We start from the raw sequence: 22,243 nt of genomic DNA on the forward strand, positions 1-22,243 counted from the left end.
TGCGCGAACCCTCAGTTAGTTGCGGCCGTCGGGCGCGTTGACATCGCGCAGGCCATCGCCGACCAGGTTGATCGCCAGCACCAGCAGCGCCAGCGCCACACCTGGAATGACGATCACCCAGGGCTTGAAGAACATGTAGGTCTTGCCCTCGGCCACCATCAGGCCCCACGACGGCGTGGGCGGCTGCACGCCCAGCCCGAGGAAGGACAGCGTGGCTTCCAGCAGGATGGCGTGGGCCATTTCGAGCGTCGCCACGACGATGAGCGCACCCATGATGTTGGGCAGGATCTCGCGCAGCAGGATGTAGGGTGTCGAAGCCCCGATGGCCTTGGCGGCCGCGATGAATTCGGCGTCGCGCAACTGCTGCGTGGCCGAACGCGTGACCACCGCAAAGCGGTCCCACAGCAACAGCCCCAGCAGCACGATCACCACCTTCAGCGAACCACCGACCAGCGAGGCCATCGCCAGCGCCACCAGCACCACCGGCATGGCCAGGCGCGTGGTGATGAGATAGCTGATGACGGCATCGGTGCGTCCGCCGAAGTAACCGGCCAGCACGCCCAGAGTGGTGCCGATCAGGCCCGAGATGAGCGCGGCGGCAATGCCGATGGTCAGCGAGACGCGCGCACCGAAGATCAGCCGCGAGAGATAGTCGCGCCCCAGCTTGTCGGTACCGAGGATGTGTTCCCAGCTGCCCTGGGCCTGCCACACCGGCGGGATCAGGCGCGCCGTGACATCCTGGTCGAAGGGATCATGCGGCGCCAGCAGCGGTGCGAAGATCGCCGCCAGCACGATGACGGCCAGGAACAGTGCCCCCAGCACCAGGCCGCGATGGCCGAGCAGGCGGCGCAGCTTGCGACGCCACGCCGGCAGCGGTGGCAAGGCCGCACTCAACACGGCAGGGGCAGGCAAAGTGGATGATGAGGTAACGCTCATGTCGTCTCCAGACAAGATCAGCGGGTACGGATGCGCGGGTCCAGCAGCGCATTGATGACATCGGCCAGGAAGGTAAGGCCGATATAGAACATGGCGATGATGAGCACCACGGCTTGCACCACCGGATAGTCGTTGCGCGAGATGGCGTCCCATGCGAGCTGACCCAGCCCCTGCATCGAGTAGACCGATTCGATGACCACCGAGCCCCCCAGCATGAATCCCAGCTCAACTGCTGCCAGCGCCACCACCGGGATGACCGCATTGCGCAGGGCATGCTTGAACACCACCCGCGATTTGGAGAGGCCCTTGGCGCGTGCCGTGCGGATGTAGTCCGAGCCCAGCACCTCCAGCATGCCCGAGCGGGTAAGCCGCATCATGGCCGGCATGGCGTAGTAGCCCAGCGCCACGGCCGGCAGGATGAAATGCTGCCAGCTCTCGTTGCCCGCTACCGGCAGCCAGTGCAGGGTGACGGCGAAGAGGAGGATCAGCGTCAGGCCGAACCAGAAGCTGGGCATGGCCTGCCCGACCACGGCAATCAGCAGCGCCGTGCGATCCAGCCAGGTATCGCGATAGAGCGCCGCCAGCACGCCCAATGGAATGGCCGTCAGGATCGCCAGCAGCAAGGCACTGCCGCCGAGTTTGATGGTGATGGGCAGGCGTTCGGAAATCATTTCCATCACCGGCCCCTGGAAGTAGAAGGACTTGCCGAAGTCGAGCTGCACGGCACGGCCCAGCCAGTCCACGTATTGCGTGGTCAGCGGACGGTCCAGGCCGAACTGGGTACGCACCGATTCGACCTGGGCCGCCGTGGCCTCCGGCCCGGCGATGGAGACCGCCAAATCTCCGGAGAGATGCAGCAAGGTAAAGCTGACGACGGACACCGTCAGCGCCACGCACAAGGCGATGGCGAGGCGGCGCAGGAGGTAGATCAACATGGCGATCCTTCCTTGCAGAAGCTGGGCGGATGACGTCAGGAGCGGCGCACGCAGGGCATGCGCCACCGGGTTTATTTCCAGGAGGCTTCGTAGAAGCGCGGCAACTCGTCCGGATACCCCTGGAACTTCAGCTGCGCATTGAAGGCATAGAAGGTCGAATAGGAGAACATCGGTGCCACGTAAGCCTGCTTGGAAATGAGTTCCTGCGCCTTGGTGTAATTGGCCTTGCGCACGGCCGGATCGATGGAGGTATCGGCGGTCTGCAGGAACTGCTGCAATTGCGGATCCTTGGTGATGTCATCGGCACCGCCCTTGAAGTAGACACCGGCAAAGGCCGAGGTATCGTTCATGGAGAACGAGCCCCATGAATAAAAGCTCATGGGTGTCTTGCCGCTGCGGTATTCGGTCTGCAGGGCCGCGAACTTCATGTAATGCAGCCGCGCGCGGATGCCGACCTTGCGCAGGTCGCCGATGATGGCTTCGGCGATTTCACGCTCGCGGTAAGCGTAGATGTCGGTATCGAAGCCATTCGGATAACCGGCCGCCGCCAGCAGCTCCTTGGCCTTGGCCGGGTTGTAGTCAAACTTGATGGCGGCATTGCTGTCGCAGCCGAACTGCGTGCGGAAGCAGGCGGTATAGACCGGCTGGCTGCCGCCGCGCATCAGGTTCTCGGCATAGCCCTTGCGGTTGATGGCGTGATTGACCGCCTGGCGCACGCGCACATCCTTGAAGGGAGAATTGGGCGCGGAGGTGCCGGTCGCATCCAGGGTGATGAAGCCCACGCGCATGGTCTCGCCACTCTGCACGGTCAGCTTGGGATTGGTCTTGAGCGAATCGGCCTGGTCGGGCGGCACGCGCCAGATCCAGTCGATGGCCCCGGTCATCAGCTGCGCGGCACGCGTTTCCGGATCGGGGATCACCACGAACTTGATGTTGCCAATCGAGGGCTGGCCCTGCGGGCTGTCCTTGAAGTAGTTGCCGTTCTTGACCAGCGTCACACCCTGCCCCGGGGTCACGCTGGTGACCTTGTAGGGACCGGTGCCGATGGGGGCCTTCGAGAACCCTTCCAGCCCGACCTTCTTGAAGTAGGCCGCCGGATAGATCGGCAGCGGACCGGCCAGATATTCAAGCGCGGCGGGGAACGGCCCCTTCAGGTTGATGCGCACCTGGTAGTCGCCCAGCTTGTCGACGCTCTTGATCCAGTCGGTATTCTGGCGCGTGACCGCCTTGGATTCCGGCGAGACGGCATAGTTGAAGGTGAACACCACATCGTCGGCACTGAACTTGTCGCCGTTCTGGAATTGCACGCCCTGGCGCAGATCCAGCACCAGCGCAGTGGGCGACTCCCACTTCCAGGCGGTGGCCAGTTGCGGCTTGTACTCGTTGGTCTTGGGATCGCGATAGATCAGCGTGTCCCAGATCAGGTGCGCCAGGATCACGCCTTCGCGCAGGTTGTTGTGGTACTGGCTGATGTTCTCGACTTCGCTGTCGGAAGCGTAGATGAGGGTGTCGTTGGCCTTGCCGGCATGGGCTGCCATCGCGCTCATGGCCCCGGCCACGAATACCGCGCAACGTGACCAGCGCATGAGGGATTTCGGTAGTGCGTTCATTCCTGCCCCTTCGTTCGAATAAGACAATTTAGAAAAAATCGCGACGTCGGGGCTGATACTAGGCTAGGATTTATCGATGCCACAATCATCAAATTTCTAAGCCTGCGTTGCCGAATCCAGAACGCAGAAATGCTGCACCACAATGAGACCACCCTGGCAAAAGCCGCATCGCTGCTGGGCTGCGGGGCGTGGAGCAGGTGCAGCATCGCAGTGCGCGCCCAGTCCGCAAGCACTGCACCAAAGCCGTGAAGCACGCACCAAATAAAGCGCGAAATTATTTGCACCGGCCGGGTAAAGTGCCGGTCAGCCTTGGTCAGGACGAAAGGAGTCACCGGATGAAATCACAGCAACTGCAAGACACCGCGCTGCGCTACTTTCTCGAAGTAGTCCGCTGCGGTTCCATCAGCGAAGCCTCGCAGCGCCTGAATGTGGCCAGCTCGGCCATCAGCCGCCAGATCAGCAGCCTGGAAGAAACGCTCGATACGGTTCTGTTTGAACGCCGTCCACGGGGCATGGTGCTCTCGGCAGGTGGCGAAATGCTGGCCGCGCATGCGCGCAAGATGGCACTTGAAGCCGACCGCGTGGTGGCCGACCTGCAGGCCTTGAAAGGCTTGCGCAGCGGGCGTGTGCGGCTGTCGGCCTCGGAAGGTTTTGCGATCGATTTCCTGCCGCGCCTGATCAACGCTTTCCAGAAAAAATATCCGGGCTTCGTGTTCCAGCTCTTCGTGGGCGCACCGGCAGTCGTGTCGCGCCAGGTGCGCGAAGGCAATGCCGATATCGGCCTGACCTTCGCACGTCTGCCCGAGCCGGAGATCAAGGTCGTGCACCGCCAGCCCGGCCCGATTGCGCTGGTGATGCGCAACGATCATCCGCTGGCGCGCTTCCGCCATGTGTCGCTGGGCCAGCTCAAACCCTATCCTCTGGCGCTGCCCGACCCGACCACCACGCTGCGGCAATTGTTCGACATCGCCTGCAGCCGCCAGCAGGTGGTGATCGAACCGGTGATGACCAGCAATTACATCCAGTCGCTGCACAACTACGTGCTCGACAACGACGCGCTCTCCATCACCGGCGACGTCACCGTGCGCTACCGCATCGAGCGCGGCGAACTGACCATGCGGCCGATCCGCGATTGTCCGAGCGATGGCCGCTTCGTTGAAGTACAGACCCTGGCAGGACGGACCTTGCCGCGCAGTGTCGAGATCTTCCTGGATTATCTGGTAGCGGAATTGAGCAAGGACCTGTAAACGCAACAACGCAACGCGGCCGCTACAGGAGCGGCCGCGTTGTTTCTTCTTTCAGCTTTTCAGCAGGTCAGTGCATCGCTCAGAAGCGCCAGCTGGCTTTGATCGCCGCCGACTGGTTGATGAAACCGCTGCGGCCTTCGGCATCGAAGCGCAGCAAGATGTCGGCCGCTTCCACCAGCTTGAAGCGATAGCTCACACCCGCCTTCAACAACCACGGCGAGCGAGCCGGTCCGGGCGTGGTGAAAGACTGGCCCGGCGCACCGGCATAGGTGGCCACCAGGTCATCGCGATCGTTGATGACGTCATAGCTGGCACCGAGGTAGGTACTGATCTGCGAACCTGGCGTCAGCGTGTAATTCAAACGCGCCGCCGTGCCGAGCAACAGGGCCTGGCTGCGCTTGCCCTGCACCGACAGGTTCAGGTCCCCTGCCCCGTTCTCGGCGTAGGACGGGCTTTGCAGGCGGGTGTAGTCGAGCTGCAGGGCCGGTACCAGGCTCATTGCTTCACTCAGCGGCAGCGTGAACGATACGTTCGTGCCCAAATGCGCATGCCAGCTCTGGAAGCGGCTGCTGGCGATGCGATTGAGGCCACCGAACTGCATCTGGCGGTCCAGGCGGTTGCCGTTGCGGCCGAGGTCGGCTTGCCAGCCGAGTGATATCTCTCCCAATGGGAGGCTGCCGTAGAGGGCCACCATGTTGGACTCGATGCGGCTGCGACTGCCGGTGCCGGTGATGGCGGTATTGCCGCTGGCACTGGTGCTGGCATAGGCGTAGGACAGGCCGGCGCGTGCGCTGTCGAACTCCATCTCGGCACCGGCGGCCAGGCCCGAAGTGCTGGCAGTGAAGCCGGACTCGCCGCCACGGTCGCCCTGGTTGGTGCGCGACTCGAAGGGCATGATCCACACCTGGCGGTCGCCGCCTGCCTCGCCCGAGGACAAGCCGCTGCCTGCAGCGGCGCTGCCCATGTTGCCGCTCTCGGTGCGGGTGGCGATGACGCGGTTCAGGGAAGCCATGGTGCCACGGATGGCACTGGTGCTGACGTCCCTGGGCAGGGTCTGGCTGACGGCACGCAGCAGGCTTTCCGGATCGGGCATGCGGCCCAGGGCGGTGACCACCTGGGCCATGTCCGCCGTGGAGGGCTGCCGGATCTGGCGGTCCAGTACCGGGGCTACCCGTGCAGCGGCCGTGGCGGCGGCGATGAGCGTCGCCGAGGGGCGCACTGTGGGGGCGGGCGTTGGAGCCGGTGATGCTGCTGCAGGGGTTGCGGGTGCTGCAGCTGGTGCTGCCGATGCTGCAGCCGGTGCTGCTGGTGCTGCTGGTGCTGCCGGTACCGCTGGTGCTGCCGGTGCTGCCGGTGCCGCCGGTGCTGCCGGTGCCGCCGGTGCTGCCGGTGCTGCCGGTGCTGCCGGTGCTGCCGGTGCTGCTGGTGTTGCTGGTGCTGCCGGTGAGGATGCCGGTGCCACTGGTGCTGCCGGTACTGGTTTATTTGCGGCCGGACCAGTTGGAGCGTGCGTGGTGGACGCTTGGGTGGTCGTAGCCTGTACAGCTGGAGCCGCTGCAGTGGATGCTTGAGTACTCGTTGCCTGTACAGCTAGTGCAGGTGGAGTGGACGCCTGAGTGCTCGTTGCCTGTACAGCTGGTGCAGGTGGAGTGGACGCCTGAGTGTTCGTGGCCTGTACAGCTGGGGCAGGTGGAGTGGAAGACTGCGTGCTCGTGGCCTGTACAGCTGGGGCAGGTGGAGTGGACGCCTGAGTGCTCGTTGCCTGTACAGCTGGGGCAGGTGGAGTGGAAGGCTGCGTGCTCGTGGCCTGTACAGCTGGCGCTGGCGTGGTGGATGCCGGTGTGCCAGTTGCCTGTACAGCTGGCGCTGGCGTAGCGGATGCCGGTGTGCCAGTTGCCTGTACGGCTGGCGCAGGTGTACTGGACGCCTGCGTGCTCGTAGCCTGCACAGCTGGCGCAGGTGGAGTGGACGCCTGCGTGCTGGTCGCCTGTACGGTTGAAGCCGTTGTACTGGACGCATCCGTGTTCGTTGGCTGTACGGGCGGAGCAGGTGTAGCGGCCGGCTGCGTGCCCGTTGCTTGTATGGCAGGGGTCGGTGTCCCCGCCGCATCCGGCGTCAGCACCGCCTGGGCGACCTGCTGAATGCTGGTCGCGTCGACGATGTTCAGGTCAAGCGCAGTAGCGGACACCACAGGCTTGAAGTCGAACAGCAGGGAATTGTCCGTGACATTCAGGCGCGGTGCCGTGAGGCTGCCGGCCGTGACCACGCCGGCCAGTGTCTGGCCGCTTCCCAGACTGGCGGTCTTGTAGACATCCACGGCCAGGTGCGCGTCGGGCGCAAAGCTGGCCGCCCCGGTGACTGCCAGCTTGCCGTATTGGCTGGCACTGGCCACGCCCACGGTCAGGGTCTGGTCCGCCGTCAGGCTGAAGGCCGGTACGCTCAATGTGCCGGCGGCGATGGTGGTGTTGCCGCTGTAGCTGAGCGGACCGAGCACGTGCAATGTCCCTTCCCCCTGCTTGACCAGGCTGCCCTTGCTGCGGCCGTCGGCGATGCCGGCATTGAGCGTAAGCGTGAAAGCCTGGGTATCGAAGCGCCCTTCGCCACTGACGCTGACCACATTGCCCATGGCCGGTTGGTCGGCCGCCGCACGCAAGGTGGTGCCATCGGACATGGCCAGCGGGCCGGTGCCCAGCGCGTTGGAAGACGCCACGCCGAGCGTGCCGCCCTCCAGCCGGGTGCCCCCCGAATAGCTGTTGTTGCCAGACAAGGTGAGGCTGCCCTCGCCGGTCTTGACCAGGCTGCCGACGTAATCGGCATCGGTCTTTTTGCGGGCGGCGTCGAGATAGGTGGCCTGGGCGTGATAGTCGCCCAGCGCCACCGTGGCCGGATCTGCGGCGATCAGCCTGGCCATCAACTCCTACTTGCTCAGTGTGGGACCGCTGCCGGACTGCTTGAGCAGGGCCGCTGCCAGCGGATTGGCGGCGACTGCCTTGTCGGCTTGCTGGAAGGCAGTGTTGTCCTCTTTCTTCTTGCTGGCCTGGAAGGTGGCATTGCGCTGCGCGCGTGTCTGCACCAGTGCCATGGCCTGGCCATAGCCGCTCTCCACATTCGATGCGATCTGGACCGCCGCGCTGGCAGCGGCCGCCTGCAGGGCATCCGGCGAAGCAGCCTCACGGGCTGCCAGCTGGGCACGGTCATCGCTCTTGCGCTGGATCAGCGCGGCTTCGGAGATGTCGTTGCTCCAGGTGTCGCTGCGGCCGGCGGCGATGTTGGCGTTGAACACGCCCAGCAGTTGCCCCGGACCATTCAAGGCCTTGTTGAGGTCCGGCACGCCCCAGCCGAACATGGCATTGGGCACGTCCGCCGGACCGCTGCCCAGATGCTTGGCGGTAGTCAGCAGGATGGTGCGGATGGCCTGGTTGTCGAGGTCGGGATAGCGCTCCATGAGCAGCCCCAGTGCGCCGGTCACGTGCGGGGCGGCCATGGAGGTGCCGGAAGCATTGACCATGTCGGTGTCGGAATTGATGTTCAGACTGGTGATGGCCGAGCCGGGGGCGGACACGCACCAGTACCTGGCCAGTCCACACTGGTTGGAGAAGCTGGGCAGCACCGAGCTGGCGTTGATGGCGGCCACCGCGATCCAGTTCTGCTCCAGTTCCGGCCGGAAGTAAGGCAGTGCCGAGCGGATATTGACGTTGGCCTTGGCGGTATTGCCGGCCGCCCAGACCATCAGCGTGTTGGATTCTTTGGCCACATCGGCGGCGGCGTCCAGCCAGCTTTTCTTGTTACCGCCTTGCAGGCGCTCGTAAGCTGCGGCCACGCCGCCGATGCTGCCGAAGTCATCGCGCGAATCCGCACTGCCCCAGCTGCTGTTGATGACCCGCACACCGGCATTGGCGAGGTTGCCGTAGGCTGCCTTGAAGTAGTTGTAATCCACGTTCACGCCATAGACCGAACTGTCGGTGCCGTTGGTATTGGTGATGTGGTAGTCGCTGGCGAAGGCCACCCCCATGATCCCCGCGCCGTTCTTGGCCGCCGCGATGGTGCCGGAGACGTGGCTGCCGTGCTTGTCGTTGAGTTTGCTCAGTGCGCCGGTGGTGCTGAAGGCGTCCCCTGCTTTCCAGGCCTGGCTGCCGTCCTGATATTGCGAACCGTCATTGGCGTAGCTGCCGGTGACGGCCAAGGCCTTGACGTTGCGGGTGACGAACTCGGCGTGGGACAGCAATAGCCCGGAATCGACCGCGCCCAGCTTGATGCCCAGGCCCGAGAAGCCGGCCGCGTAGGCGTACTGGGCATTCATGGCACCCAGTCCCCAATCGGTCTGGAATTCCTTGTTGCCTGTCCAGCTGGCCAGGGCGGCGGCAGAGTCGGTGGTGGTACTGCCATCGTAGTTGACGAAGCTCTGGGCGGCAGCGGGCAAGCTCAGGGCCGGGCCCAGCGTCAGCAGGACGGCGGCGCACAGACGGTGTTGGCGCAGGCCGGCAGGCGGCGCGATGCAGGCGGACTTGCCCTGCTTCTTCTTGTTTTTCATCTTCCCTTCCTCGGTCGATCTTTTGGAATTGGCCGGGTCATCGGGAAGGCAACCCCGTCCCCCGTCCTTCTTGTCGTCGCCCCTTGGTGCCGGTTCGGACCGGCTTTGTAGGGGCGCATTGTCGAGGGACAAGGCCTTTCTGGACATTGTCTTTTGGTGCTGTTCAGGGCGGAGGGAGGTGAAGCGTCGTACCTCAGGTGAGGGGGCGACCGAAGGAAGGATGACGCGCGAAACCCGTCTGCGGGTCACTGCCAAAAGGAAGAAGCGTCAGTGCCGTCCATGCAAAGGCACCGAGCAAAAGAGCGGATAAGAAAATCGCCGCAGGCATTGCAGCCTGCGGCGATGTGAAGAAAACGGAGGTGGCTGATACGGAGCTCATCACCCGTATCGGCTGCCGCATGTCAGAGCGCTTCCTCCGACCACCCCAGCCCCAGCGCCTTCTGAATTCCCACAAAACTGCGCGTCAGATTGGCCTCGGCCTGCAACAGATTCTGCTGCGCGGTGATCTGCTGCCGCGTGGTGTCTAGCACTTCGATCAGCGTCCCGGTACCTGCCTGATAACGCTGCCGCGCCAACACCAGCGCACGGTCGGCGGAGACCTTGGAACGCGCGATGGTGGCCACGCTCACCCGGCCATAGCGGAAGCGCGAGAGCGCATCCTCGGCATCGCGCAGGGCTTCCAGCACGGACTGCCGATACTTCATCTCGGCCTCGTCGCGCACCCGCTCGGCTTGCGTGACACGGGCCTTGGCGCGGCCAAAGTCGAGAAAATTCCAGCTCAGCATGGGCGCACCCAGCGCCGCAAAATCATCCAGGCGCGTCAGGTCCGAAGGATGCGTTCCACCGAGCCCGATCACGCCAAACAACTTCAGGCTCGGATAGCGCGCCGCTTCAGCCTGCCCGATCTTGGCCGTATCGGCGGCCAGCGTGCGTTCAGCAGCGCGGACATCAGGACGACGACGCAGCAGCGAGACCGGATCACCCACCGCCACCTGTTGCGGCGGCAGCGGCACGGGGGCTGTGGCCGCCAGTTCGCTGTCCAGCGTGCCCGGCTCCTGTCCCAGCAGCGTGGCCAGTTGGTTGAGGTAGGTATCGCGCTCGGCCTGCAGCGGGACCAGGTCGGCACGGCTGGCATCAAGCTGGTTCTGCACGCGCAGCTGATCCAGCGAAGAGGCCGTGCCGCGCTCGACACGCTGCCCGGTCAGCTGCAGCATCTGCTCCTGCGCCTGCACCGCTTCCTGGCCCAGCGACAGACGCAGCTGGCGGTCGCGCAGGCTGATGTAGGCATTGGCCACTTCAGCGGCCAGGCTCACCTGCACATCGGCCAGCGAGGCCTGCGCCGCATCGGCCGTGGCCGTGGCCGCTTCCACCGCTCGGCGGCGGGCACCGAAAAGATCGATCTCCCAGCTCGCATCAAAACCCACGCTGTAGAGATTGGCGCTGGTCGGCGAGCCATTGCCGGAGCTGGAGCCGCCGGTCAGCGCGCCCAGGTTGGCCGGCGGCAGGCGCGCATGTCCGGCCAGGGCCGAGGCACCGACGCTGGGGGCGGCATTGGCCTGTTCCAGCGCCAGCCCCGCACGCGATTGCTGCAGGCGGGCACGCGCCACGCCCAGATTTGGATTGGCTTGCAGGGCGCGCTCGATGAGGCTGTTCAGTTCGCTGTCGCCCAGGCCTTGCCACCATTGATTGATCGGCGCGGCGCTATTGGCGCTGTCGCCGCCGCGAACGAATTGCTGGCTGTGTGCCGCTTGCGGGGCGGCTTCGGGCGGGCCGGCGTACTCCGGTCCTAGGGCGGAACAGCCGGCCAGCAGCGCAGCGGCCGCCAGCGCGATCAGGCGCACGGCCGGGAAGGAAGAGGAAGTCTTGTCCATGTTGATCATCAATGAGAAGCCACCGGTGCGGCATTGGTCGGCAAGGGGCGCAGGAACAGCACCAGCGGAGTTACGCAGAGGATGGCCACGCCCAGCATCCAGAACAGGTCGGCATAGGTCATGGTCAGCGCCTGCGCCTGGATGGTCGCGCCCATGAGCTGGATCGCCACATCCTGCCCGCCCAGCAGATGGGCTTGCGCGGCGATGCCGGACTGCACCAGGTCGGAATTGGCGTTGAGGCTTTCTTCCAGCCGGCGGCTGTGCAGCCACAGCCGCTGGTCCTGGATCACGGCAATGGCTGCCAGCGCCAGCGAGCCACCCAGGTTGCGCGCGGCACTGTAGAGGCCGGATGCATCCCCGGCCTGCGACGGCGGCACCGAGCGGATCGCCGCCTGGTTCAGGAACAGCATCGCCAGCACCGTGCCCACCCCGCGCATCAGCTGCGAGGCCACGAAGGAGCCGCCATAGGACAGCGGGCTCAGGTCGGTCTCGATGAAGGCCGAGGTAGCCAGCAGCAGGAAGCCTGTGCCCACGGCAATGCGGATATCCACCAGCCGCATCAGCAAGGGCGTGAAAGGCATCATGAGGATCATCGGCACGCCCGAGAGCAGCACGATCCAGCCCGATTGCAGCGAGTTGTAGCCGGCAATGCCGGAGAGGAATTGCGGGATCACGTAGGCCGTGCCATACAGCGCCACGCCGACGATCATGGCCATCATCACCACGGAACCGAACTGGCGGTCGCGCAAGAGCCGCAGCTGGATCACCGGATGGCGCGCGCGCACCTGCCCGATGGCCAGCAGGATGAAGCCGAGCACGGAGGTAGCCGCCAGCCAGCGGATATCCGGCGAGGAAAACCACTGCTCGCGCTCGCCCTCTTCCAGCACCACCGTCAGCCCACCCAGCCCCAGTGCCAGGCCGGCAATGCCGAACCAGTCGGCCTCGGCCAGCTGCTCGAACTTGGGCCGTTCATAGGGAATGGCCACCAGCAGCAAGGTGATGAGGGCCGCACCCACTGGCAGGTTGATGAAGAAGGCATAGTGCCAGCTGACGTTCTCGGTCAACCAGCCACCCATCACCGGCCCCAGCACCGGGCCGAGAATGGCGGTCGCACCGAACAGGGCATTGCCGACCGGCTGCTGCGAACGCGGCAGGCGCGTGGCGATGATGGTCATGGCGGTGGGAATGAGCGCGCCGCCGGTGAAACCCTGCCCGACCCGGCCCACGATCATCATCGGCAGCGTGGTCGAAAGGCCGCACAGCACCGAGAACAAGGTGAAGAGGCTGGCCGCCGTCAGCAACAGCACGCGCAATCCCAGCAGCCGTTCCAGCCAGGCCGACATGGGGATGATGACGATCTCGGCCACCAGGTAGGCGGTGGCGATCCAGGTGCCTTCAGTGCCTGAGGCTCCGATTTCGCCCTGGATGGTGGGCAGCGAGGAATTGACGATGGAGATATCCAGCGTCGCCATCAGCGCACCCAGCGTACCGGCAGCGACCGCCAGCCAGGCGGCGGCATCGGCTTTCTCCGGCTGGGCGCCCTGCCCGACGGGCTGGGCGGGGGCCGCGCCGCTCACTGCGACTCCTTGCGGGTGGCGTTGGTCTCGCTGTTGCGTTCGCGCAGTTCACGCAATTCATCCTTGGCCGCGATGGTGTTGACTTCCACCGTCACCGACAGGCCGGCCACGAAGGCACGGGTTTCTTCCGGCGTAGCATCGACGGCCACGCGCACGGGCACGCGCTGGACGATCTTGGTGAAGTTGCCGGTGGCATTCTGCGGCGGCAGCAGCGAGAACTGCGCGCCGGTACCCGGCGAGAGGCTTTCCACATGGCCGTGGAATTCTACGCCCGGCAAGGCATCGACCTTGATGATGGCAGGCTGGCCGATGCGCATGATGCCGATCTGGGTTTCCTTGAAATTGGCCGAGACGTAGAAGCGGGTCGGCACCACGGTCATCATGCGCGTACCAGGCGAGACGAACTGGCCGACGCGGACCTGCTTGTCACCGATGCGGCCATCGACGGCGGCGCGGATCTCGGTATAGCCGAGGTTGACGCTGGCAGCATCGTATTGCGCCTTGGCCGTCTCGCCCTGGGCCTGCGCCTGGCGCACCTGGGCCTGCAGCGAGCGTACCCGCAGCTGCGCCGCATCCAGCGCAGCACGACGTGCGGCGACCGTGCTGCGGGCCTGGGCCTGCTGGTTGCGCAAGGTGGTCAGGCGTTCACGCGTTTCGGCACCGGAAGCCGCCAAGGGCGTGTAGCGCTCCACTTCGGCGGTGGCGAAGCGGGCATCTTCGTCGGCTGAGGCCAGCTGCGCTTTGGCCTGCGCAATGGCGGCCTGCTGTTCGGCCAGTTGCGCATGGGCGGCTTCCTCGCTGGCGCTGGCGGCGTCGATCTGGGCTTTGGCCTGGGCGGCTTGCGCCGAATAATCGCGCGCATCGATGCGCACCAGCGGCTGGCCGGCCTTGACGATCTGGTTGTCCGCCACCAGCACCTGGTCGACATAGCCGGTCACCTTGGAGGACACCGTCACGCTGTCGGCCTGGACGAAGGCATCGTTGGTGCTCTCCAGATACTTGCCGCGGAACTGGTAGTACAGCACCCAGGCCGCCACGATCACCAGCACCAGCAAGCCCAGCGCACGCAGGATGAAGCGGGCGCGCGGACTCATGCGTTTCTTGGGAGCGTTGTTCTTGTTGCTGCCGTTGGTGGAGGCATCCGGCCGGGAGGAACTGGCTTCTGTATTGCTCGGTGTGTTGCTGGGTGTGGCGTCGGTCATCTTTTTTATCCTAATATCTGGGCGCGGAGGGCTGCTAACTGAATCAATACACTGGGCAACACTGTATTGATACGGAGCAATACACTTCACGCGCCAGCACCAATACAGTGGCAATACGGGGTCAATACAGCTTTCCCCAACCGAACGGGGAAATTAATGAGGTACCATATGATATGGTATCTGGAAAAATCATGTCTACAGGCTTTACAAACGATGACAGCAGCAGTGCCGCCGAGGCGCTGCGCGACTACTACATCCGCTCGCACCGCACGCTGGACAAGCTCATGGCCGGCGAAGGAGCCTCATTGGCGCGCAACAAGATGCTCGGCCACATCGAACGCAACAGCCCGGTGCGCGCGGCCGACCTGGCCACGGCCTTTGGCTTCGCGCCGCGCACCATCACCGAGGCCATCGATGCCCTGGAGCGCGACGGACTGGTCCAGCGCAATGGCGACACCACTGACCGCCGGGTCAAATACATCGCTTTGACCGCGTCGGGCAAAGAAGTGCTGCGGGCCTCGGAGCCGGTGAAAAAAACCTTCATCGACGGACTGTTCGCCGCCCTGAGCGAAGAGGAAATCGCGGCGCTGACCACTGTATTGGGCAAGCTCAACCATCGGCTGGCTGAATTGGAAGAGGTGTATTCCTCGAACGCCCCTGTGCCAGCCGCAGCAACGGATGAGCTACCCGCCAAACGCAGCCGCAAGAAAGGCTGAACCGACTGAACAGGCATAAAAAAAACGCTCCCGCAAAGGGGAGCGTCAGACAGACGTGCGGCCAGATCGCTGGCCGCGTTCACCGCCATGCGTCACAGATCGGCGAAGCGATCGGTGGCCGCGATCAGCTGATCAAGGATGCCGGGTTCGTTGTAGGCGTGACCGGCGCTGTCGATCAGGTGCAATTGCGAACCGGGCCAGGCCTGGTGCAGGTCCCACGCCGACTTGGCCGGGGTGGCCAGGTCGTAGCGGCCCTGCACGATCACGCCGGGAATGCCTTCCAGGCGCGAGGCATTGGCCAGCAACTGCCCCTCCTCCATGAATCCCTTGTTGAAGAAGTAGTGGTTCTCGATGCGCGCAAAGGCCAGCGCGAATTGCGCATCGTTGAAGGAATCGATCAGGCGTTCATCGGCCACCAGGGTAATGGTGCTAGCTTCCCAGCGGCTCCAGGCACGCGCGGCCTGCAGCTTGGCGGCTTCGTCATCGCCGGTGAGGCGCTTGCGATAGGCATGCACCAGGTTGCCGCGCTCGGTGGCCGGGATGGGGGCCAGGAATTCGTCCCAGCGATCCGGCACCATCCACGAAGCGCCCTCCTGGTAGTACCAATCCAGCTCGGCCTGGCGCAACAGGAAGATGCCGCGCAGGACCAGTTCGGTCACGCGCTGCGGATGGGTCTGTGCGTAGGCCAGCGCCAGCGTGCTGCCCCAGGAGCCACCGAAGACCTGCCAGCGCTCGATGCCCAGCAGTTCGCGCAGGCGTTCGATGTCAGCCACCAGATCCCAGGTGGTGTTGGCGTCGAGGTTGGCATGCGGCAGCGAGCGGCCACAGCCGCGCTGGTCGAACAGGACGATGCGGTATTTCTCCGGGTTGAAGAGACGGCGATGCGAAGGACCGCAACCGCCACCGGGGCCACCGTGCAGGAATACCACCGGCTTGCCCTTGGGGTTGCCGCAGACTTCCCAGTAGACCTGGTGACCATCACCGACGTCGAGCAGGCCGTGGTCATGCGGTTCGATGGGAGGATAGAGGCCGCGCAGGGTGGCAGGAGCAGAAGTGGTCATCAGCAGATCCTTGAGGGTGAAGACAAAAGATGCAGTATAGGGTGTGCGTGAAAGGAACGCAGAGTCCTCATTCCACCACGAGTTCCGGATTGTTCTTCACTTCGTTGAGCACGAAGAATGAACGCAATTGCCGCACGCCCGGCAGCCGCAGCAGCGTATTGGCGTGCAGGCGGTTGAAGGCCTGCAGGTCCTTCACGCGCAGCTTGATCCAGTAGTCGAATTCCCCGGCCAGCAGCAGGCACTCCTGCACGGCGGCGATCTCGCGCACCGCTTTCTCGAACTCGGCAAAGCTTTCGGGAGTGGAACGGTCCAGCACCACGCCCACGGTAACCAGCACCGGCAGGCCCAGTTTCTCGGGATCGAGGATGGCCCGCACTTCCTTCACATAGCCCTCATCCATCAGCCGTTTGGTGTGGTTCCAGCAGGCGGTGGCGCTCATGCCCAGCTTCTTGGCCAGCTCGGCATTGCCGATGCGGCCGTCCTTCTGCAGCGCCTTGAGGATGCGCTTGTCCATGCGGTCCAGTGACATGATGAATCTTTCTCTGAAATCTTGTTTATCGCAATTTTCTTTGCCTGAAATAATTTACATCGCTTTTTCATCACGAATCATGCCATAAATTCGGAAGCACCATTTTAATCCTCCGGCGTAAAGTTGATCCCGGCGATTCACCATGAATCGAACCAGATTCGGACCCTTTCGACCATCCAACTGAACCGGAGCACTCCATGCTGGCACTCGACAAACTCTTCCCTCGCAAGACCCTGGGCTTCTTCCCCTCCCCCATCCACAAGCTGGAACGCTTGTCCGCCATGCTGGGCGTGGAAGTGTGGGCCAAGCGCGATGACGTCTCCTCGGGCCTGGCCTTCGGCGGCAACAAGATCCGCAAGCTGGAATGGCTGGTGGCCGATGCCCTGGCCAAGGGCTGCGACACCCTGGTCTCGATCGGCAACATCCAGTCCAACCACACGCGCCAGGTCTGCGCGGCCGCTGCCGCCGTGGGCATGAAGTCCTATACCGTGCAGGAAACCTGGCTGGAATGGGATGATCCGGTCTACGACAAGGTCGGCAACATCCTGCTGACCCGCATCATGGGCGGCAACCCGATCATGGGCGGCTATGGCTACTCCACCACCGAGAAGGACACCTGGGCCCGTGCCCTGGAAGAAGTACGCGCCAAGGGCGGCAAGCCCTATGCGATTCCGGCCGGCGCATCGGACCACCCGCTGGGCGGCCTGGGCTATGCCAACTTCGCCGACGAAGTGGCGATGCAGGAACAGCAGCTGGGCATCTTCTTCGACAACATCGTGGTGGCGACCTGTACCGGTTCCACCCAGGCCGGCATGGTGGTCGGTTTCGCCGCCCAGGAGAAGCGCCGCCGCGTCATCGGCATCGACACCGCCGACGATGAAGCCATGACCCGCCGCGCCGTCACCAAGATCGCCAACGACACCAGCGAACTGATCGCCGCCAAGGGTGGCCAGCGCGTGGTGGTGCGCGATGCCGACATCGAGATCATCCCCGACTACAGCGGCCCGGCCTATGGCCTGCCGAGCGAGCAGACCATCGCCGCCATCCGCACCGCCGCCGAAATGGAAGCCATGCTGACCGATCCGGTGTATGAAGGAAAATCCATCGATGGCTTGATCGACATGGCCAAGAAGGGCCATTTCAAGGGCCAGCGCGTGCTGTATGCCCACCTCGGCGGTGCCCCGGCACTGAACGCTTATTACAAGGCCTTCGAAGATCCGGAAAACCTGACCAAGCTGGCCCGCGAAGCGCGTTACAAGGAGTAAGCGGGATCCCCGCGCACAGGCGGATATCCTGATAGCAATCCGGATATCCGCCACGCTGCACACCAAGCCCCAGCCTGTTCATGCAGGCCGGGGCTTGTGTCGTTTTTGCGAGGCGAGTTCCCGCCGGCGAGGGCATTTTTGCCCGATGTATCCACGCGCTTGATCGGCATCAAAGCCTGCAGAAAGCTTCACGCGTACCTTTCGGACATCCTCACTCGACAGGTAAAACACCGTGAAAAAAATCGTCACCATCACTGCCGCCGTTGCCGCCCTGGCTTCCTCCTTCGCCGCTGCTCCCGTGTTCGCGCAAGAAGCGCAAAGCCCGTGGCTGGTGCGCGTGCGCGCCGTTGATCTGAGCCCGGAAAACAAGTCCGACCCGGTCGGCGGCACCGGCGCCTCGGACCGCATCACCATCAACGAGAAGGTGATTCCGGAACTCGACATCAGCTACTTCTTCACCCCGAACATCGCCGCCGAACTGGTGCTGACCTATCCGCAAAAGCAGGACGTGCGCCTGGACGGCAACAAGATCGGTACCTTCAAGCACCTGCCGCCAACCCTGCTGCTGCAATACCACTTCATGCCTGAAGCAGTCTTCAGCCCCTACGTCGGTGCCGGTATCAACTACACCCGCATCTCCGGCGTGGATCTGGCCAACGGCCTGCAACTGGACAGCAACAGCGTCGGCGGTGCCCTGCAGATCGGTGCCGACTACAAGATCAACAAGAACTGGCTGATCAACTTCGATATCAAGAAGGTGCAGATCTCCAGCGACGTCAAGACCGCGTCCGGCACCAAGATTTCCAGCGTCAAGATCGACCCGTGGCTGATCGGCGTTGGCGTGGGCTACCGTTTCTAAGGTATTCTTGCCGCACCCAAACGGCGCGATCCGTCATCGATGATGACCGGTCGCGTTGTTTTTTGGGATCCGCGCTAACGTCCCCGCCACCGGTTTCCGGCAGCCACCCCTTGCAACGCCATCCGCCCTTGCAGCGTTAGCTGGAGCAGTCTCCTGCGGCATGCTCCGCCCGTCCACCGTTTGATAGTAGGAAGAGGTTAATTACGATGTCGACGACTTCGCACCCCAATACCCCGGTCGCGCCCGGCGCACCGATGCCCCATCGCAAGATCATCCGCTCCTGGGTGATCCCCATCAGCCAGCGCAGCACGGCCATCGCCCTGGCACTGTCGGTGCTGGATTTCTGCCTGTTCGGTGCCAGCCTGGCGGCCATCGTCTGGGCCCCGTGGCTGCTGGCCAAGATCGCGCTGGGCGTGGTCAATGGCTTCATCATCGGCCGCCTGTTCATCCTCGGCCACGATGCCTGCCACCAGGCTTTCACGCCCAGCCGCAAGCTCAATACCTGGCTCGGCCGCCTGTTGTTCATGCCCTCGCTCACGCCCTATAGCCTGTGGGCAGTCGGTCACAATGTGGTGCACCACGGCTATACCAACCTGAAGGGTTTTGATTTCGTCTGGCAGCCGCGCTCGCTGGAAGAATTCCGCGCCCTGCCGCGCTGGCGTCAGCGCCTGGAGCGCATCTACCGCAGCGGCTTCGGTCCCGGCCTGTACTACATGATCGACATGTGGTGGAAGCGCATGTACTTCCCCTCGAAGAAGCAGATGCCGACCCGCCGTGCTGAATTCATGTGGGATGGCGTGCTGGTGACCGCCGTCGCCGTCGTCTGGATCGCCGGCCTGGCCTGGGCCGCGCAGGCGACTGAACAATCCTTCTGGACCCTGCTGGTGACCGGCTTTGCGATTCCGCTGCTGTTCTGGAAGGCCATGATCGGCTTCGTGGTGTATGTGCACCATACGCATACCTCGGTGGCCTGGTATGAAGACAAGATCACCTGGGCTGCTGCGCAACCCTTCGTCTCCACCACCGTGCACCTGACCTTTGGCCGCTACTGGGGTTCGCTGCTGCATCACATCATGGAACACACCGCGCACCACGTGGACATGAGCGTGCCGCTATATCGCCTCAAGCAAGCCCAGAAGAAACTGGAAACCATGCTGCCCGGCCGTATCGTGATCCAGCGCTTCTCCTGGCGCTGGTACTTCGACACGGCGCGCCGCTGCAAGCTGTATGACTTCAAGCGCCTGTGCTGGACCGACTATCGTGGCCGCCCGACCAGCACTCCGCTGCCATTGCCGGACATGAGCAAGCCTACGGCTGAAGTTTGAACGGGAGCCAAGGCTGCTCCATTCAGGAAGCCACGAAGGTTCTGAAGTTTCAATAACAAGACGGTCGCATGGAAGGGCATTCGCGGGTCCCCGGTAACCCCGCGATACCGCCCACTTTCCCCCATCAAGGCCGCTTCTCTTCTCCGCATGGTTCGCCGTCGTCAGCCGCTGTCAGTTCTGACGTTTTTCAGTGAATTCCGGCGCCCCGAGCCAGCCATGCCCGCCCTTTCGGGCGCTTACTTGGACCAAGTTTGATCTGGGACAAGAAATGCCGTCTGATTCGGGAATACTGTGCTGCCTATCACGTTCCGCGCACTTAAAATCGAGTCATTCGATTGCCACAAGTCCGCCGGGAACATCGTATGAACCAGCCTTGCCACTCCACTTCGCTCGCCGCTGCCAACAACGCCGCCGCGCCCCTGACCCAATGCTCGCCGCTGACCGCCGCGCGCGAAGCCGCCGCCAGCTCTGCGCTGCGCAGCTGCACCGCCTGCGGCATGCACCAGCTGTGCCTGCCCATGGGTCTGGATGAATCCGACATGAAACGCCTGGACAAGATCATCGGCCGCCGCAAGGTCGCCCGCGATGACTTCCTGTACCGTATCGGCGACCGCTTCACCGCGCTCTACGCCGTGCGTGTGGGCCATTTCAAGACCTATCAGGAAAACCTCGACGGCGACCGCCAGATCACCGGTTTCCAGATGCCTGGCGAACTGCTGGGCATGGATGCCATCAGCACCGAGCAGCATCAATGCGATGCAGTGGCCCTGCAGGACAGTGAAGTCTGCGAGATCCCGTTTGCCCGCCTGGAACAGTTGTTCGGCCAGATCCCGCATCTGCTGCGCCACTTCCATCGCATGATGAGCCACGAGATCACCAGCGAACAGAACGTCATCATGCTGCTGGGAAACATGCGTGCGGAGCAGCGCTTTGCTGCCTTCCTGGTGAATTTGTCTTCACGTTATGCCGCACGCGGCTATTCCTCGACGCGCTTCCAGCTGCGCATGACGCGTCAGGACGTCGGCAACTACCTGGGTCTGACCATCGAAAGCATCAGCCGCCTGATTTCCAAGTTCCGCAAGCAAGGCCTGCTGGCGGTGGAACAACGCGATGTGGAAGTGGTGGACCTGGCCGCGCTCAAGCGCCTGGCGGCCGGCGTCGATGCCTGCACACCGGCACCGGCGGCAGCAGCTACCGCGCGAGCAGCCAGCTGAAGGCTTGCAGGCTTGAAATCGGTGGCAGCACCGACTTCAAGCCAACCCGAGCCAACCCAAGTCAATTCAGTGTTGATTGAAGCGTTCCAAGGCGTTCAGCCCTGGACGTAATGACGCAAGCGCTCTCTCGGCAGGGCGCGCGTCAGCCTCACGGCCAGCAGGCCGCAGACGGCGAAACTTCCCCAGAAACAGAAGAACCCGACGGTATAGGCGCCCAGCGCTTCCCATTCGTGGCCGGACACCATGGCCAGCTCCTCGGGATTGAACAGGGAAAAGAACACGCCCTCGGCCGCGATGGCCATCAGGAAAGCCACCCAGACCACGATGGCAAGATTGCGTTGCTGTTTGCGCATGGCTGTCTCCTTGACGCATGAAGTTTCATCCGAAGATGGCCGGTCTTGAAGCCGGCTTCACTCCAGCTTAGCGCATTATTCGGCCGGTGCGTAGGCCTCCGCATTCATTTCGATGCTGCGCTGTTGCGGCCACACCCAGGTACCGTGCAGGCGCCAGCTGTGACTGCCATCCTCGGCTACCAGGCGCCAGCGTGCCTGTTCCATCTCCGCCAGCGGTACCGAGAAGCTGCCATCGGCGGCCGGACGCACCAGCAGCGTGCGGTCCTTGGCCGGCTGGGTCGGGTGTACCAGGTTCAGCACCAGGGTCTGGCCCTCTTCGCCGGCGGCAGGCACCTGGCGCATCTGCAGACGGCCGCGCAGCACGGCAGCGGCCGGGTCATAGGCGATGCCGATGGCCGCGCCCAGGCGCTGCGCCTCATGATCGCGGCGCAGGTCCTTGTTGATGGCCTTGCCCTGCTTGTAGTAATCGTCAGCCACCAGCGCATCGGCCCGCGAGATGGCCAGCCAGGCGGTAAAGATCCCCGCTACCACCACTACGGCCGGGCCGGACATCAGCAGCCAGGGCCAGCGGTGACGATACCAGGGAGCGGTGTTGCCAAGCTTGGGGGAGACAGTCTGCATGGTTTCCTCTCGATATGACGTTTGGTTCATGTGATTTTTGCCAGCTGCCGCCCTCAGCGGCGCGGCACCAGGAAGACGGCCTTCTCGCTGACATGCAGCGCGGGCTGGTCCTCTGCCTGCAATTCGATATGAATCTTGTTGGAACCGGACTCACCCGCTCCATGCGGCGCCCTCACCCGCACCGGCACCATCAGGGTCTGGGTGGCGGCCAGTTCGATGGGGCCGGCCGGATCGACGGTCAGTCCTTCGATACCGCTCGCACTGATGCGATAGCGATGGCCGCGCTCATCGGTGTTGATGACTTGCAAGCGGTAGACGTTTTCAATGATGCCGTCTTCGACCTCGCGGCCCATGGAACCGCGATCACGGATCACATCCAGCTTCAGCGGCG

21 protein-coding genes and 1 pseudogene are annotated in these 22,243 nt (G+C 63.8%); 8 read left to right on the forward strand and 14 right to left on the reverse strand.

Annotated elements, in window-relative coordinates:
* Window positions 1–15: 15 nt before the first annotated feature.
* From B3873_RS09930 to B3873_RS09940, 3 genes are all read right to left on the reverse strand, one after another.
* The gene (locus B3873_RS09930; protein ID WP_209535619.1) at window positions 16–936 is read right to left on the reverse strand and encodes an ABC transporter permease; all 921 of its coding nucleotides are present in this window, start codon (window positions 934–936) and stop codon (window positions 16–18) included.
* Between the two features lie 17 nt (window positions 937–953).
* Window positions 954–1,871 (reverse strand): ABC transporter permease, encoded by a 918-nt coding sequence (locus B3873_RS09935; protein WP_209535617.1) that lies wholly within the window; start codon window positions 1,869–1,871, stop codon window positions 954–956.
* A gap of 71 nt (window positions 1,872–1,942) precedes the next feature.
* Window positions 1,943–3,481 (reverse strand): ABC transporter substrate-binding protein, encoded by a 1,539-nt coding sequence (locus tag B3873_RS09940; protein WP_134136126.1) that lies wholly within the window; start codon window positions 3,479–3,481, stop codon window positions 1,943–1,945.
* Between the two features lie 335 nt (window positions 3,482–3,816).
* Between B3873_RS09940 and B3873_RS09945 the strand changes: the two genes are divergently transcribed.
* The gene (locus B3873_RS09945) at window positions 3,817–4,728 is read left to right on the forward strand and encodes a LysR family transcriptional regulator (RefSeq protein ID WP_034331414.1); all 912 of its coding nucleotides are present in this window, start codon (window positions 3,817–3,819) and stop codon (window positions 4,726–4,728) included.
* 79 nt (window positions 4,729–4,807) lie between these two features.
* Here B3873_RS09945 and B3873_RS09950 read toward each other — a convergent pair whose 3' ends face one another.
* A complete protein-coding gene (locus B3873_RS09950; protein WP_286865715.1) occupies window positions 4,808–5,947 on the reverse strand; it encodes an autotransporter outer membrane beta-barrel domain-containing protein in 1,140 nt (379 codons plus the stop codon).
* 26 nt (window positions 5,948–5,973) lie between these two features.
* On the opposite strand from B3873_RS09950, the gene B3873_RS09955 reads away from it, so the two are divergent.
* Both B3873_RS09955 and B3873_RS09960 read left to right on the forward strand, forming a co-directional pair.
* Window positions 5,974–6,264: a hypothetical protein gene (locus B3873_RS09955; protein ID WP_286865718.1), complete on the forward strand. Its 291-nt coding sequence runs from the start codon at window positions 5,974–5,976 to the stop codon at window positions 6,262–6,264.
* 818 nt (window positions 6,265–7,082) lie between these two features.
* Entirely contained in the window at window positions 7,083–7,205 is a 123-nt protein-coding gene (locus tag B3873_RS09960) for a hypothetical protein (RefSeq protein WP_286865720.1), read from the forward strand.
* Here the strand turns inward: B3873_RS09960 and B3873_RS09965 are convergent.
* The 5 genes and pseudogenes from B3873_RS09965 to B3873_RS09985 all read right to left on the reverse strand — a co-directional run.
* Window positions 7,205–7,639 (reverse strand): annotated as a pseudogene (locus B3873_RS09965) (autotransporter-associated beta strand repeat-containing protein); the annotation flags it as partial. The gene B3873_RS09960 and the pseudogene B3873_RS09965 sit on opposite strands and share 1 nt — an antisense overlap.
* Before the next feature lie 6 nt (window positions 7,640–7,645).
* Window positions 7,646–9,259, reverse strand: coding sequence for a S8 family peptidase (locus B3873_RS09970; protein ID WP_286865701.1), 1,614 nt, complete (start codon window positions 9,257–9,259; stop codon window positions 7,646–7,648).
* A 401-nt stretch (window positions 9,260–9,660) separates the two neighbouring features.
* On the reverse strand, window positions 9,661–11,139 hold the full coding sequence (locus B3873_RS09975) for an efflux transporter outer membrane subunit (RefSeq protein ID WP_286865703.1): 1,479 nt from the start codon (window positions 11,137–11,139) through the stop codon (window positions 9,661–9,663).
* Window positions 11,139–12,707 (reverse strand): MDR family MFS transporter, encoded by a 1,569-nt coding sequence (locus B3873_RS09980; RefSeq protein ID WP_286865705.1) that lies wholly within the window; start codon window positions 12,705–12,707, stop codon window positions 11,139–11,141. The genes B3873_RS09975 and B3873_RS09980 overlap by 1 nt, the downstream gene beginning before the upstream one ends.
* On the reverse strand, window positions 12,704–13,909 hold the full coding sequence (locus B3873_RS09985; protein ID WP_286865707.1) for an HlyD family secretion protein: 1,206 nt from the start codon (window positions 13,907–13,909) through the stop codon (window positions 12,704–12,706). The genes B3873_RS09980 and B3873_RS09985 overlap by 4 nt, the downstream gene beginning before the upstream one ends.
* A gap of 191 nt (window positions 13,910–14,100) precedes the next feature.
* On the opposite strand from B3873_RS09985, the gene B3873_RS09990 reads away from it, so the two are divergent.
* The gene (locus tag B3873_RS09990) at window positions 14,101–14,625 is read left to right on the forward strand and encodes a MarR family winged helix-turn-helix transcriptional regulator (RefSeq protein WP_286865716.1); all 525 of its coding nucleotides are present in this window, start codon (window positions 14,101–14,103) and stop codon (window positions 14,623–14,625) included.
* 92 nt (window positions 14,626–14,717) lie between these two features.
* Here the strand turns inward: B3873_RS09990 and pip are convergent, their stop codons facing one another.
* Window positions 14,718–15,686, reverse strand: a complete 969-nt coding sequence (gene pip / locus B3873_RS09995) for a prolyl aminopeptidase (RefSeq protein ID WP_286865708.1) — start codon at window positions 15,684–15,686, stop codon at window positions 14,718–14,720.
* A gap of 67 nt (window positions 15,687–15,753) precedes the next feature.
* Complete coding sequence (locus B3873_RS10000) at window positions 15,754–16,215, reverse strand: Lrp/AsnC family transcriptional regulator (protein ID WP_017454720.1); 462 nt, start codon at window positions 16,213–16,215, stop codon at window positions 15,754–15,756.
* Window positions 16,216–16,412: 197 nt separating this feature from the next.
* On the opposite strand from B3873_RS10000, the gene B3873_RS10005 reads away from it, so the two are divergent.
* The 4 genes from B3873_RS10005 (at window position 16,413) to fnr (ending at window position 20,878) form a co-directional block, all read left to right on the forward strand.
* Window positions 16,413–17,480 carry a 1-aminocyclopropane-1-carboxylate deaminase gene (locus B3873_RS10005; protein ID WP_039784832.1) on the forward strand — a complete coding sequence of 356 codons (1,068 nt, stop codon included), beginning with the start codon at window positions 16,413–16,415 and terminating at the stop codon, window positions 17,478–17,480.
* A gap of 232 nt (window positions 17,481–17,712) precedes the next feature.
* Window positions 17,713–18,339, forward strand: coding sequence for an OmpW/AlkL family protein (locus B3873_RS10010; RefSeq protein ID WP_199900250.1), 627 nt, complete (start codon window positions 17,713–17,715; stop codon window positions 18,337–18,339).
* Between the two features lie 254 nt (window positions 18,340–18,593).
* Complete coding sequence (locus B3873_RS10015) at window positions 18,594–19,664, forward strand: fatty acid desaturase (protein WP_039784831.1); 1,071 nt, start codon at window positions 18,594–18,596, stop codon at window positions 19,662–19,664.
* 362 nt (window positions 19,665–20,026) lie between these two features.
* Window positions 20,027–20,878: a fumarate/nitrate reduction transcriptional regulator Fnr gene (fnr, locus tag B3873_RS10020; RefSeq protein ID WP_039784830.1), complete on the forward strand. Its 852-nt coding sequence runs from the start codon at window positions 20,027–20,029 to the stop codon at window positions 20,876–20,878.
* A gap of 95 nt (window positions 20,879–20,973) precedes the next feature.
* On the opposite strand, the gene B3873_RS10025 is transcribed toward fnr, so the two are convergent.
* The 3 genes from B3873_RS10025 to B3873_RS10035 all read right to left on the reverse strand — a co-directional run.
* Window positions 20,974–21,231, reverse strand: a complete 258-nt coding sequence (locus B3873_RS10025) for a hypothetical protein (RefSeq protein WP_039784829.1) — start codon at window positions 21,229–21,231, stop codon at window positions 20,974–20,976.
* 75 nt (window positions 21,232–21,306) lie between these two features.
* Complete coding sequence (locus B3873_RS10030; protein ID WP_276843988.1) at window positions 21,307–21,852, reverse strand: FixH family protein; 546 nt, start codon at window positions 21,850–21,852, stop codon at window positions 21,307–21,309.
* Window positions 21,853–21,905: 53 nt separating this feature from the next.
* Window positions 21,906–22,243 (reverse strand): FixG Ig-like domain-containing protein (locus B3873_RS10035; RefSeq protein WP_286865714.1); only part of this gene is annotated, 338 nt, incomplete at its 5' end.

The organism is Herbaspirillum sp. UBA812, assembly GCF_002296545.1.
Classification (GTDB): Bacteria; Pseudomonadota; Gammaproteobacteria; order Burkholderiales; family Burkholderiaceae_D; genus Herbaspirillum; species Herbaspirillum huttiense.

What these genes read in the sequence shown, in the direction of transcription:
- B3873_RS09970 (WP_286865701.1), bottom strand. Translation starts at nt 9,259, where the DNA reads ATGAAAAACAAGAAGAAGCAGGGCAAGTCCGCCTGCATCGCGCCGCCT.
- B3873_RS09975 (WP_286865703.1), bottom strand. Translation starts at nt 11,139, where the DNA reads ATGATCAACATGGACAAGACTTCCTCTTCCTTCCCGGCCGTGCGCCTG.
- B3873_RS09955 (WP_286865718.1), top strand. Translation starts at nt 5,974, where the DNA reads ATGCTGCTGCAGGGGTTGCGGGTGCTGCAGCTGGTGCTGCCGATGCTG.
- B3873_RS10025 (WP_039784829.1), bottom strand. Translation starts at nt 21,231, where the DNA reads ATGCGCAAACAGCAACGCAATCTTGCCATCGTGGTCTGGGTGGCTTTC.
- fnr (WP_039784830.1), top strand. Translation starts at nt 20,027, where the DNA reads ATGAACCAGCCTTGCCACTCCACTTCGCTCGCCGCTGCCAACAACGCC.
- B3873_RS10015 (WP_039784831.1), top strand. Translation starts at nt 18,594, where the DNA reads ATGCCCCATCGCAAGATCATCCGCTCCTGGGTGATCCCCATCAGCCAG.
- B3873_RS09985 (WP_286865707.1), bottom strand. Translation starts at nt 13,909, where the DNA reads ATGACCGACGCCACACCCAGCAACACACCGAGCAATACAGAAGCCAGT.
- B3873_RS10030 (WP_276843988.1), bottom strand. Translation starts at nt 21,852, where the DNA reads ATGCAGACTGTCTCCCCCAAGCTTGGCAACACCGCTCCCTGGTATCGT.
- B3873_RS09935 (WP_209535617.1), bottom strand. Translation starts at nt 1,871, where the DNA reads ATGTTGATCTACCTCCTGCGCCGCCTCGCCATCGCCTTGTGCGTGGCG.
- B3873_RS09945 (WP_034331414.1), top strand. Translation starts at nt 3,817, where the DNA reads ATGAAATCACAGCAACTGCAAGACACCGCGCTGCGCTACTTTCTCGAA.
- B3873_RS09990 (WP_286865716.1), top strand. Translation starts at nt 14,101, where the DNA reads ATGTCTACAGGCTTTACAAACGATGACAGCAGCAGTGCCGCCGAGGCG.
- B3873_RS09930 (WP_209535619.1), bottom strand. Translation starts at nt 936, where the DNA reads ATGAGCGTTACCTCATCATCCACTTTGCCTGCCCCTGCCGTGTTGAGT.
- B3873_RS09940 (WP_134136126.1), bottom strand. Translation starts at nt 3,481, where the DNA reads ATGAACGCACTACCGAAATCCCTCATGCGCTGGTCACGTTGCGCGGTA.
- pip (WP_286865708.1), bottom strand. Translation starts at nt 15,686, where the DNA reads ATGACCACTTCTGCTCCTGCCACCCTGCGCGGCCTCTATCCTCCCATC.
- B3873_RS10000 (WP_017454720.1), bottom strand. Translation starts at nt 16,215, where the DNA reads ATGTCACTGGACCGCATGGACAAGCGCATCCTCAAGGCGCTGCAGAAG.
- B3873_RS10005 (WP_039784832.1), top strand. Translation starts at nt 16,413, where the DNA reads ATGCTGGCACTCGACAAACTCTTCCCTCGCAAGACCCTGGGCTTCTTC.